Source organism: Nonomuraea lactucae, assembly GCF_003313395.1.
In the GTDB taxonomy this organism is placed as follows: Bacteria; Actinomycetota; Actinomycetes; order Streptosporangiales; family Streptosporangiaceae; genus Nonomuraea; species Nonomuraea lactucae.
In genome coordinates this window covers 1-11,694 of the sequence record NZ_QNFZ01000985.1, presented here as the reverse complement: position 1 = coordinate 11,694, position 11,694 = coordinate 1, and the positions used below count along the sequence as shown (strand labels likewise).

The window sequence follows — 11,694 nt, the reverse complement described above, 5'->3', positions numbered from 1 at the left end:
GCCCGCGGCTCGCCCGCTCCCGGGGCGGCTCACCCGCCCGTCACGCTCGCCCCCCGGGCGGCCCCAGGCCCCAGGGGCCCCTCAGCCCTCGCCGTGGGACGGCCCCAGTCGCCGCCCCTCAGCCCTCGCCTCCCGTGGACGGCTCAGTTGCCCGTGGCCCTCTCCCGCAGCACCCGGCGCTGCTGCTCCAGTGCCACCAGCTCGCCGAAGAGCCGGTTGTAGTCCTGCTGCTCGTCGACCGGGTTGAGCCGCTGGATGCGCGACTTGACCTGCGCGATGGCCCGGTCGACCGCGATGGCCTCGATGGCGGCGAGCATGGCCGCGCCGTAGCGCTCCTCGGCATGCGAGTCGGCCTGGATCGCCTCCACCGCGAACCGCGTCACCAGCACCCGTGCCGCCTCGTCGGAGGCGTGCTCCAGCAGCCGGTCCACCCACTCACGCCCGCCGTGCCCGGCCGCCGCCGTGCCGCCCGCCGAGGCGATCACCTTCTGCAGCGTCACATGGTCGGGCCCGGTGAACGCCTGGGGGTCGAGCGCGTCGAACCGCGGCCCGAGCAGCGCGGGCCGCTGCACGGCGAGCTTGAGCAACTCCCCCTCCACCCGCACGTGCGGATCGACCGGCACGGGCCTGGGAGCGCGCTGCGGGCGGCCGTGCTGGGCGCGGGCCACGTCGGCGATGCGCTGGATGACGAACCGCTCGTCCATGAACCCGAGCCAGCGGTCGAGGTCGATGGCGTAGCGCTTGCGCAGGCCGGCGTCCTTGATCCCGGCCACGATCGGCGCCGCCGCGTCGAGCGCGGCGATCTTGCCCTCGTTGCTGCGCAGGTCGTAGCGGCTGATCGTGCTGCGGATGGCGAACTGGAACAGCGGCTCGCGGCTGGCGATGAGATCGCGCACGGCCGCGTCGCCCTGCTTGACACGCAGGTCGCACGGGTCGAGGCCGTCGGCCTGCACCGCCACGTAGGTCTGGGTGACGAACTTCTGCTCGTCGGCGAACGCCCGGAGGGCCGCCTTCTGCCCGGCCGCGTCGCCGTCGAAGGTGAAGATCACCTCGCCCCGGAACTCGGCCTGGTCGAGCAGGAAGCGCCGCAGGATCTTGATGTGCTCCTCGCCGAACGAGGTGCCGCAGGTGGCCACCGCGGTGGGCACGCCCGCGAGGTGGCAGGCCATCACGTCGGTGTAGCCCTCGACGATCACCGCCTGCGACCGCCGGGAGATCTCCCGCTTGGCCAGGTCGATGCCGTAGAGCACCTGGCTCTTCTTGTAGAGCGGCGACTCGGGCGTGTTGAGGTATTTGGGGCCGTCGTCGGAGTCGAGCAGCTTGCGTGCCCCGAACCCGATCACGTCGCCCGTCGCGTCGCGGATCGGCCAGATCAGCCGCCCGCGGAACCGGTCGATCGGCCCGCGCCGCCCCTCCTTGGCCAGCCCGCCCTTGATCAGCTCGTCGGCCGTGAACCCGCGCCCCATCAGGTGGCGGGCCAGCGCCTCCCACTCCGCGGGCGCGTAGCCCACCCCGAACGTCTCGGCGTCGGCCCGCTCGAAGCCCCGCTCGGACAGGAACCGCCGCCCGGGGCCGGCCTCGGGCGCCATCAGCCGCTCGACGTAGAACTCGGCGGCGGCGCGGTGCGCCTCGATCAGCCGCGCCCGCTCCCCGTGGTCGCGGCGCGGCACGTAGCCGCCCTGCTCATATTGCAGCTGGATCCCGGCCCGCTGCGCCAGCCGCTCGACGGCCTCCGAGAACGACAGGTGCTCGATCTTCTCGACGAACGTGATCACGTCGCCGCCCTCCGAGCAGCCGAAGCAGAAGTACATCCCCCGCTCGGGCGTGACGTTGAAGGACGGGCTCTTCTCGTCGTGGAACGGGCACAGCCCCTTGAGATTGCCTCCGCCCGCGTTGCGCAACTGGATGTGCTCCCCGATCACCTCGGCGATGGGAGATCGCTCGCGTACGAGCGCGATGTCGACGTCACGAATGCGGCCGGCCACGCCGTGAGTCTATTGCGGCGGACCGACACTCCTCACCCCCACGGGACCGGGCGATGGAAAGGGTGATATCACCTTCAGGCGCGGGAAAACGGAAAACGTGTCCCCTCTGTTGCACGGTCGGCTACAAAGGGAAAGGCTGCGGTGGATACGGTGACACGGGTGGAGATCATGCGATCGGGGCGACTGGGAGGATGGGCTGTCGTGGCCGGCGCCCTGCTGGTGACCGGCGCGTGTTCCCAGCCGACCGGGGTGGCCGGAGTCAGCGCCGAGTCTCCCGTGTCCGTCCCGCCACCCGGGGCCACCCCCGTCGTCACCGCGACGATCCCCGAGCAGGCCCCGTCACAGGGAGCTCCGCCGCAGGAGACCCCTTCACAGGAGACCCCGTCACAGGAGCCCATGTCACAACAGGCCCCGTCGGAGCAGGTGAGCGTCGAGCCGCCCGAGGGCGCCGCCCCGGTCAAGGTGCCGCCGCCCAAGCTGTCCGGCCACTCCTACACCTTCCCGGTCCGGGGCTGCCGCGTCAGCTACCAGCGCAGGCTGCTGGTGCTGCCCAAGACGACGATCTGGACCGGCGAGGGGTGCGCGTTCGTGGCACCCGTCAGCGGCGTGGTGGACGAGGTCAACCCCAGGAACAGGTGGCTGCCGTCCACCGACCGGGGGCCCGACCGCGAGGGCAGGTTCGTCACGATCATCGGCGACGACGGTGTCCGCTACCTCGGCGGTCATCTGGATTCGATCGCCGGCGGCGTCCGGCCGGGCGCCCGCGTCGGCGCCGGGCAGCTGCTCGGCAGGGTCGGCAGGTCGGGCAACGCCCGCAGCACCGGCCCCAACCTGTACTTCGCGATCTCCTGGAAGGCCGGGCCGCGCTACTGGTGGGTCCGGCGTGGCACGGTGAACCCCTGGAGCTACCTCGACGCATGGCTGTCAGGCAACCGAACCCTCTCGCCGCGCGACGAGACGATGGCGCTGCGCTCCAGGCTCGGCGAGACGCCGCGCTGCTCGGTCCTGTGCAAGCCGAAGAAGGCACCCAGGGCGCAGCCGGAACGCGACGACGGGCAGCCGCCGGTGACGATCACCCTCAGCCCGTCGTGAGCTCCTTCGGGTCGACGGTGACCCCCGAGCGGATGAGCTCCCGGACGCGGCCGTGTACGTCCCACACGTTCACGTTCATCCCGGCGACGACCCGGCCCTCGCACAGCCAGTACGCGACGAACTCCAGGTCGTCCACCGACCCCCGGTACACCACCTCGTCATAGCCCGCGCCGCCGATGTCGCCGGAGAACTCCATCCCCAGCTCGAACTGGTCGGTGTAGAAGTACGGCACGCGGTCGTGCACGGCGTCCATGCCGAGCATCGCCCGGGCGGCCACAGGACCGCTGTGCAGGGCGTTGGCCCAGTGCTCGACCCGCAGCCGCCGGCCGTACAGGGGGTGGAACGGCTCGGCGACGTCCCCCGCGGCGTACACGTCGGGGTGGGAGGCACGCAGTGAGGCGTCGGTGAGGATGCCCTGGCCGACGTCGAGCCCGGCCTCGCGCGCGAGCCCCACCTCGGGCGCGGCCCCGACGCCGGCCACGACGAGGTCGGCGGTGAGGCGCTCGCCCGTGCTGAGCCGCACGCCGGTCCCGGTGACCTCGGCGGCCGCGGTGCCGAGCCGCAGGGAGACCCCGTGGCGGCGGTGCAGGCGGGCGAAGACCTCGCCCAGCTCGGCGCCGAGCACGCGGTGCAGCGGGGTCGGCTCGGGTTCGACGATGGTGACGTCGCACCCGGCCTGCCGGGCGGCCGCGGCGGTCTCCAGGCCGATCCACCCCGCGCCGACGACGATCACCGTCCGCGCCGCCGCCAGGCGCTCCTTGAGCGCCTCGGAGTCGTCCACCGTGCGCAGGTAGAACGCGGGGCCGGGCAGGCGCCTCGGCGTGGCTCCCGTGGCGATGAGCAGCTTGTTGTACGGCTGGCGGGAGCCGTCGGCGAGCCTGACCACGTGGCGGTCGAGCTCGATCCGGGTGGCCCGCAGGCCGAGCCGGAGGTCCACGGCGTTCTCGGCGTACCAGCCCGCGGGGTGGACGAAGATCTTCTCCCGCTCGCTCCTGCCCTGGAGGTACTCCTTGGACAGGGGTGGCCGCTCGTAGGGCCGTTCGCTCTCGGCTCCGATGAGGACGACCTTGCCGTCGAAGCCTTCCTCACGCAACGTCTGCGCGGCCTTGGCCCCCGCGAGGCCCGCGCCGACGATCACAAATGTGGCCATGGCCGCAGTATCCGCCCCCGGCGCTCGTCAGGAAAGACGCCCGGTCATCCGGAAAGGCGCCGGTGCCAGGCGACGGCGGAGGTGTCGGTGAGGGAGGCGATCTGGTCGATGACGACGCGGACGCGGGCGGCGTCGTCGGGCGCCTCCAGGTAGGCGGGCCGGAAGGCGGGCTCCAGCGTGCCCGGCGCGCCGAGCGTGATGAGGGAGGCCAGCTCGGTGATGAGCTCGCGCTGCCTGGCCTGGTTGGCGTGGTGGTGGTCGGTGGTCATGACGAAGTGGGCGGTGACGCCCTTGAGCACGGCGCACTCCAGCTTGGTCGAACGGGGCACGACGAGGTCGACGCGGTGGCGCGGCCCGTGGCGCCACCCGCTCGCGACCTCCGTGGAGGCGTCCTTGGTGGCGGTCTGCGCGGCGCGGCAGAACCGGCCGATGAGGCCGCTGGTCAGGGCCTTGAGCGCGGCCAGGTCGGCGAGCGTGGCCGCGAAGCCGCGCGGCCAGAGCGGGCCGGCGACCAGCCGGGCGAACACCTCCTCCAGCTCGGCGGGGTCGGCGTCCGGCGCGTACCAGGTGCGGGCCAGCTCGCAGACCTGCCGGCGCTCGACCGGCGAGAGGAGCGCCTCGGGGGTGACGTGGCCGGAGTGCAGCGCGTCCTCCAGGTCGTGCACCGAGTAGGCCACGTCGTCGGCCCAGTCCATGATCTGCGCCTCGAAGCTGACCCGGCCGGGCGGGGCGCCGTCCCTGATCCACTCGAAGACCGGCAGGTCGTCGTCGTACACGCCGAACTTCGGCGACCTGTCGCACGTCCATGGGTACTTGACGGCGGCGTCGAGCGCGGCGCGGGTGAGGTTGAGCCCGGCGCTGCGGCCGTCCTCGGTGATCACCTTGGCTTCGAGCCTGGTGAGCAGGCGCAGGCTCTGCGCGTTGCCCTCGAACCCGCCGCAGGTGCCCGCCAGCTCGTTCAGCGCCACCTCGCCGTTGTGCCCGAACGGCGGATGGCCCAGGTCGTGCGCGAGGCAGGCCGTCTCCACCAGGTCGGGGTCGACGCCGAGGGTGGCGCCCATCTCCCTGCCGACCTGGGCGCATTCGAGCGAGTGGGTCAGCCTGGTGCGCGGAATGTGCTGACCGCCGCCGAGCGTCTCGCCCGGCCCGACCACCTGGGTCTTGGCGGCGAGCCTGCGCAGGGCCGCGCTGTGCAGCACCCGGGCGCGGTCGCGCTCGAACGCGCCGCGCTCGGGGTTGCCGGGAGGCTCCGGCACCCATCGTTCCTGGTCGTGGTGGTCGTAGCGGGCCATGAGTGAAGTGATTTTATCCACTTTCGGGTCTCCGCTAGTGTCAAGTGCCGCGAGAACCCCCTTCCCCGGGAGCCCTCCTCCATGACCACAGCATTGCGCGCCCTGCTGGCCTTCGCCCTGCTGGCGGGTCTCTACGTGCTGGTCGGCCTGGTCGTCGCCGCGGCCCTCCTGCTGGACGTGCTGCTGATCCTCGACTTCCACGCCGACGCCCTGAAGACGGCACTCCCCCTCACCCTCGCCGCCGCCGTTCTCGTCCACGTGCTGGTGACGGTCAGCCGCCCCGTGGGCGGCGCGGAGCCGGGAGTGCCGGTCGCCCGCGAGCGGGAGCCCATGCTCTGGCAGGCGGTCGAGGATCTGGCCCGGCGGGTGCGCACCGCACCGCCCGACGAGCTGCGCCTGGTGCCCGAGGTCAACGCTGCCGTGTCGGAGGACACCCGCTTCCTCGGGCTGAAGGCCACCCGGCGGCGGATGTTCATCGGGCTGCCGCTGCTGCAGACACTGACGGTCGACGAGATGCGGGCCGTCCTGGGCCACGAGCTGGGCCACTACAGCCGCGCGCACACCCGGTTGGGCGCTCCGGTCTACCGGGGCCGGGTGGCGCTGGTCGCGACCGTGCGCAACCTCGGCCCGCACCGGCTCGTGCGGCGCCTGTTCGCCGGCTACGCCGGGCTCTACCTGCGCGTCTCCCAGGCCGTCTCGCGCAGGCAGGAGCTGGAGGCCGACGCGCTGGCGGTGGCCATCGGCGGACGGCGGGCCATGGCCGAGGCCCTGCGCAAGGTCCACTCCACGGGCGTCGCCTGGGACATCTACCTGCGCGACTACCTGTCTCTGACCGTCGCGGGCGGCTGCCGTCCCGCGACGGTCTTCAACGGCCTGCACGCGCTCATGAGCGACCCGGTCCGGCAGGCGGAGATCGCGCGGCTGGCCAGGCAGCCCCGTGAGACCTCCCCGTACGACTCGCACCCGGGCCTCGCCGCGCGGCTGGCCGCGATCGAGCTGCTGCCCGAGCCCGCGCAGGTGCCCGACCCGCGCCCGGCGCTCACCCTCCTGCGTGATCCGGCGACGGCGGCTCAGGAGGTCGAGCGGTCGATGTGGACGCCCCAGGCGCTGACGACCCTGCGGCCGGCGTCGTGGGAGGACATCGTGGCCAGGGCCGTGTACGCCGACCGCAACGCCGACGCGCTGCGCGACCTGGCGGTGGCGGGGCAGCGGGTGGTGGGGGCGAGCCGGCCGTACCTGGACGCCGCCTTCGAGGCCATCGCGCGGGGGCAGCGGGCGGCACTTGCCGACCGGCTGGCCGAGCTGGGGTGGAGCTCCTCCGACGACCTGGTGGCCGGGGTACTGGGGCGGGCTCTGGAGGGGGTGCTGATCGAGCACGGCCAGGCCCGGTGGACGCTGTCCTGGTCGGGCCCGGCCAGGCTGCTGTTCGACGACGGCGAGGAGGTGGCGCTGGCCGGGTACGCGGCCCAGGTCGCGGCCAGCCCGCCCGCCGTGCCCGGGCTGCGCGAGTGGCTGGGCGACCTGGGCGTACGCCACGACTACGTGCCGGTCCCCGAGGAGGACCGGCACGACCCCGCCGCGGGCGTCCCTGCCAGCGGGCGTGCCACCTCATCTGGCAGTGAGCTGAGATATGAGCTCAGGTGACCAAGGGGTGAACATCCCGTACGAGATGGAGCTCCCCATGTCTCCCATGACCTTCTGCGGCGAGGCGGCCCCCGCACGCGTCCCGTCCGGCCGCAGACCGGCGTCGGCCACCAACCCGGTGCCCAGGATGGCCATGGAGGCGACCTCGGCGCCTGCTGACACGACGGCGACTCCCCACCTCTTGGGGAGAGCCGGCATGGTCACGTTCTGCTCGACGGTCATGCCCGGCATGTCGGCCAGTGTCTGGAACAGTGCGGTCCTGGATTCCGGCGCCAGAAGCCGAGGAGGCAGCAGGCCGAACGCCCGGCTCCAGGCCACTTGACCGCCGGTTCGCCTGCCGTTCTGACCGCGGAACAGGTAGGCGCGCATGGACGCGGCGTCGGTGGGAGCCTGCGCCACGTACCCAGGCGGCGCGCAGTCCCCGGACGCAGGACGATCAGCCGAGGCGCACCGCCTGAGCGGGAAGGCGGTGAACCGCTCTTCGCGCACCGAACCCGTCATCGGCTCAGGCAACGGCTGTCCCGCCTCCTTGAGCTGCGCGGCGAGCTGTGTCAGGTCCACGGTCTGCCCGGCGACGCCGTCCTTGGATCCGTCCGCCGACAGCCACATCTCGGTGCCGCCCATGGAGAGACCCCGGTTCGTCTGGACGAACTTGGTGTACACGAAGGACGACGGGTCGGGTGGGCTGAATGAGGTCATGCTGGACTCCTTGGCTGCCGCGAGCAGGATCGAGCGCGCGGTCAGGTTCGCCTTGACGGGGGGCACGGCGGGACGCCACGCGAACTGGTCGATCGACCGCACCGCCACCGTGCCGGCGGCGGCCACCGTGATGGCTCCAATCGAGATCGCGACGCGAAGGCTCCGGCGACGGCGCCCACCCGTCACACCGCCGAGCAGGACACCGGCGGATCCGGGCAGGCCACCTCGACCTTCCGGTACCACGACCGTTCGACCCGCTTCCTGGCCGCGATCTCCCGGGTGGCGATGCCGGACAGCCAGGCCCGGGCTTCCTCCCGGCTGGTGTCGTACCTGCCCCGTGCCCGGAAGGCCGCCATGAAGGTCTCCGCCACGACATCCTCGGCCGCCTGCGGCCCCAGCCTGCGCGCGACGTAACCCTGTACGGCTGGCGCGTGGCGGCGATAGAGCCGATCTTGCCGGGCGGCCGGGCGGTTCGGGTGATCTCTCATATGGCTCACTTCCTCCTTGGGCTGCTTCCAGCCCTCACCTTCTATCGGTGTGGAGGCGGCATGGGGTTCGCTCCCTCGCCCGACTGCCGGACCGGAGCAGGCGCATTCAGTCCAGCAGTCGGGCGAGGGAGCGAACGCGGCGTTCCCTTCGCGGGTTCTCTAGCGGGTGTCGGAGTCGTTGTCGCTCAGGGCCGCCCGCGCGGCCTCCAGGCGGGCGACCGGGATGCGGAACGGCGAGCACGACACGTAGTCGAGCCCCGCGTCGTGGCAGAAGTGGACCGAGTCGGGGTCGCCGCCGTGCTCGCCGCAGATGCCCACCTTGAGGTCGGGCCTGACCTCGCGACCCTCCTCGGCGGCGAGCCGGACCAGGCGTCCGACGCCGTCGCGGTCGAGTGTCTCGAACGGGGACACGCCGAAGATGCCCAGCTCCAGGTAGCGGGAGAAGAAGGCGGCCTCGACGTCGTCACGGGAGAAGCCCCACGTCATCTGGGTCAGGTCGTTGGTGCCGAACGAGAAGAACTGGGCGGCCTCGGCGACCTGGCCGGCGGTGAGCGCGGCCCTGGGAGTCTCGATCATGGTGCCGATCAGGGCGTCCACGCCTGCCTCGGCGAGGATGGAGACGGCCTCCTCGCGGACGGCCTCCAGCTCCTGCACGGCGGCGACGAGCGGGATCATGATCTCGGGCCTGGCCCCGGGCACCTCCTTGGCGGCCTGGGCGATGGCCCGCACCTGCATGGCGAACAGGCCGGGGATCACCAGCCCGAGCCGTACGCCGCGCAGTCCCAGCATGGGATTCTGCTCGTGCAGCCTCTTGACGGCGGCCAGCAGCTTCCGGTCCTTGTCCGAGACCTCGCCGGAGCCGGCCTCGGCCAGCGCGACCCGTACGGACAGGTCGGTGAGGTCGGGCAGGAACTCGTGCAGGGGCGGGTCGATGAGGCGCACCGTCACCGGCAGGCCGCCCATCGCCTGGAAGATCCCCATGAAGTCGGACTTCTGGAGCGGCTCCAGCGCGTCAAGGGCCGCCTGCCGTTCCTCGCCGCCCGACGCCAGCACGAGGTCCTCGACGAGCTGCCTGCGCTCGCCCAGGAACATGTGCTCGGTACGGCACAGCCCGATCCCCTCCGCGCCGAACCGGCGGGCCCTGGCCGAGTCCTCCGGGTTGTCGGCGTTGGCCCGCACCTTGAGCCGGCGGACGGAGTCGGCGTGCCGCATGATCCGGTCCACGGCCTTGACGAGGCCGTCGTCCTGGGCGGAGCCGCGCTGCTCGTCCTCATGCTCGTGCCCGCCGGCCTCATGGTCGCGCCCGCCGGCGCGCGCCTCGTCCGCCCCGAGCGCGCCCCCGCGCTCGAAGTACTCGACCACCGGGGAGTCGGCGACCGGCACCTCGCCGAGGAACACCTCGCCGGTGGTGCCGTCGATCGAGATGACGTCGCCCTCGCCGACGACCACGCCGCCCGGCGCGGTGAACCTGCGCTCGGCGACCGACACCTCGAGCTCCTCGGCCCCGCAGACGCAGGTCTTGCCCATGCCGCGGGCGACGACGGCGGCGTGCGAGGTCTTGCCGCCGCGGCTGGTGAGGACGCCGCGCGCGGCGATCATGCCGGAGAGGTCGTCGGGGTTGGTCTCGCGGCGCACCAGGATGACGTCCTCGCCCTGCCCGGCCAGCTCGACGGCCCGCTCCGAGGAGAAGACGGCCTTGCCGACGGCCGCGCCGGGCGAGGCGTTCATCCCCTTGGCGATCTTGTTCTTGGTGGCCTTGGCGTCGAAGCGCGGGAACATCAGCTGCGCGAGCTGGTCACCGGTGACCCGCGTGACGGCCTCGTCGATCGTGATGAGGCCCTGGTCGACGAGCTGCATGGCGATGCGGAACGCGGCGGCGGCGGTGCGCTTGCCCACGCGGGTCTGCAGCATCCAGAGCCTGCCGCGCTCGACGGTGAACTCGATGTCGCACAGGTCTCGGTAGTGGTTCTCGAGCGTCTCCATGATCTGCAGGAGCTCGTCGTAGCACCGCTTGTCGATGCGCTCCAGATCCTGCAGCGGGATCGTGTTGCGGATGCCCGCGACCACGTCCTCGCCCTGGGCGTTCTGCAGGTAGTCGCCGTAGATGCCCTGCTGACCGGAGCCGGGGTCGCGGGTGAAGGCGACACCGGTGCCCGAGTCGTTGCCGCAGTTGCCGAAGACCATGGCCACGATGTTGACGGCGGTGCCGAGGTCGGCTGGGATGCGCTCCTGGCGCCGGTAGAGGACGGCGCGCGGGGCGTTCCAGGAGTCGAAGACGGCCATGACGGCCAGGCGCATCTGCTCGCGCGGCTCGGCGGGGAACTCCTTGCCGGTCTGCTCGCGCACGATGCCCTTGAACGCCTCGACGAGCCCCTTCAGCTCGCCCGCGCCCAGGTCGGTGTCCTGCCGGTCGCCCTTGAGGTCGTCGAGTGCCTGCTCGAAGTGCTCCCCGTCGATGCCGAGCACGGTCTTGCCGAACATCTGGATGAGCCGCCGGTAGGAGTCCCAGGCGAAGCGCTCGTTGCCGCCGGCCTGCTTGGCCAGGCCGTGCACGGACTCGTCGTTGAGGCCGATGTTGAGGACCGTCTCCATCATCCCGGGCATGGAGAACTTGGCGCCGGAGCGGACGCTGACCAGCAGGGGGTCGTCGGTCTGGCCGAGCCTGCGCCCCATCGCGCCCTCCAGGGCGCTCAGGTGCCGGGCGACCTCCTCTTCCAAGCCCTCGGGCAGCGCGCCCTCGGCCAGGTAGTGGCGGCACGCCTCCGAAGTGATCGTGAACCCGGGAGGAACCGGCAGCCCGAGGTTGGTCATTTCGGCGAGGTTCGCGCCCTTGCCGCCGAGTAGGTCCTTGAGATCCCTGTTGCCCTCGGTGAAGTCATAAACGTACTTGGCCACCACAGCTCCAATCAACGCCTCTGCCCGGGACTCTACCGGCGGGAATGATGAAGAAACTGCACTCAACGGTTAAGTCATCGTTTCCCCAGGTAAACCGACCCCTAGCGGTCTAATCCAATTTATAGTCCGCTGACCAGCCAATTGGTTTATACCAATTGGTTTACACCAATTTTTGAGTTACGTGGCGGGGCTCCGCCTTTCCGGATCATGGCCGTCGAAAGCCGTGGAACGCCCTCCGGAGGGAGGCGGGACGGCGGGGTTCCGGGGCCGCCGGGCGTAACGGATCGGCCGCCCGTTTCGCAACCGCACGGTAATCAGGCGCTGTCACGCTCTGTTGCATGCCACCCCCCGTTCGGCGGCGCACGACCTCGGCCGCCGCCCGCGTGGTCGCCGGCCTGGCCGCCTGCCTTGCCTGGGCGGTCGCCGCCTGCGCCCCCGGACCGGGCCTG

The 11,694-nt window shown here is 71.9% G+C and carries 8 protein-coding genes; 2 read left to right on the top strand and 6 right to left on the bottom strand.

Features of this window, described 5'->3' with window-relative positions:
- Window positions 1–143 precede the first annotated feature (143 nt).
- Window positions 144–1,985: a DNA primase gene (dnaG, locus tag DQW85_RS35185; RefSeq protein WP_113704071.1), complete on the bottom strand. Its 1,842-nt coding sequence runs from the start codon at window positions 1,983–1,985 to the stop codon at window positions 144–146.
- 201 nt (window positions 1,986–2,186) lie between these two features.
- Here dnaG and DQW85_RS35180 point away from each other — a divergent pair, with 201 nt between their 5' ends.
- A complete protein-coding gene (locus DQW85_RS35180) occupies window positions 2,187–3,077 on the top strand; it encodes a M23 family metallopeptidase (protein ID WP_240197640.1) in 891 nt (296 codons plus the stop codon).
- Here the strand turns inward: DQW85_RS35180 and DQW85_RS35175 are convergent.
- Entirely contained in the window at window positions 3,064–4,227 is a 1,164-nt protein-coding gene (locus DQW85_RS35175) for an NAD(P)/FAD-dependent oxidoreductase (RefSeq protein ID WP_240197639.1), read from the bottom strand. The two genes, DQW85_RS35180 and DQW85_RS35175, sit on opposite strands and share 14 nt — an antisense overlap.
- Window positions 4,228–4,271: 44 nt before the next feature.
- The gene (locus DQW85_RS35170; protein WP_113704070.1) at window positions 4,272–5,519 is read right to left on the bottom strand and encodes a deoxyguanosinetriphosphate triphosphohydrolase; all 1,248 of its coding nucleotides are present in this window, start codon (window positions 5,517–5,519) and stop codon (window positions 4,272–4,274) included.
- Window positions 5,520–5,600: 81 nt separating this feature from the next.
- Between DQW85_RS35170 and DQW85_RS35165 the strand changes: the two genes are divergently transcribed.
- Window positions 5,601–7,163 (top strand): M48 family metallopeptidase, encoded by a 1,563-nt coding sequence (locus DQW85_RS35165; protein WP_162795629.1) that lies wholly within the window; start codon window positions 5,601–5,603, stop codon window positions 7,161–7,163.
- Here the strand turns inward: DQW85_RS35165 and DQW85_RS35160 are convergent.
- The 3 genes from DQW85_RS35160 to ppdK form a co-directional block, all read right to left on the bottom strand.
- On the bottom strand, window positions 7,128–7,988 hold the full coding sequence (locus DQW85_RS35160; RefSeq protein ID WP_113704068.1) for a hypothetical protein: 861 nt from the start codon (window positions 7,986–7,988) through the stop codon (window positions 7,128–7,130). The genes DQW85_RS35165 and DQW85_RS35160 overlap by 36 nt on opposite strands.
- Window positions 7,989–8,044: 56 nt before the next feature.
- Window positions 8,045–8,350 (bottom strand): RNA polymerase sigma factor, encoded by a 306-nt coding sequence (locus DQW85_RS35155; RefSeq protein ID WP_113704067.1) that lies wholly within the window; start codon window positions 8,348–8,350, stop codon window positions 8,045–8,047.
- A 159-nt stretch (window positions 8,351–8,509) separates the two neighbouring features.
- Entirely contained in the window at window positions 8,510–11,245 is a 2,736-nt protein-coding gene (gene ppdK / locus DQW85_RS35150; protein ID WP_113704072.1) for a pyruvate, phosphate dikinase, read from the bottom strand.
- Between the last annotated feature and the right edge of the window lie 449 nt (window positions 11,246–11,694).

Excerpts from the sequence above, each read along its gene's own strand:
- DQW85_RS35155 (WP_113704067.1), bottom strand. The coding sequence starts at position 8,350 with ATGAGAGATCACCCGAACCGCCCGGCCGCCCGGCAAGATCGGCTCTAT.
- DQW85_RS35170 (WP_113704070.1), bottom strand. The coding sequence starts at position 5,519 with ATGGCCCGCTACGACCACCACGACCAGGAACGATGGGTGCCGGAGCCT.
- DQW85_RS35165 (WP_162795629.1), top strand. The coding sequence starts at position 5,601 with ATGACCACAGCATTGCGCGCCCTGCTGGCCTTCGCCCTGCTGGCGGGT.
- DQW85_RS35175 (WP_240197639.1), bottom strand. The coding sequence starts at position 4,227 with ATGGCCACATTTGTGATCGTCGGCGCGGGCCTCGCGGGGGCCAAGGCC.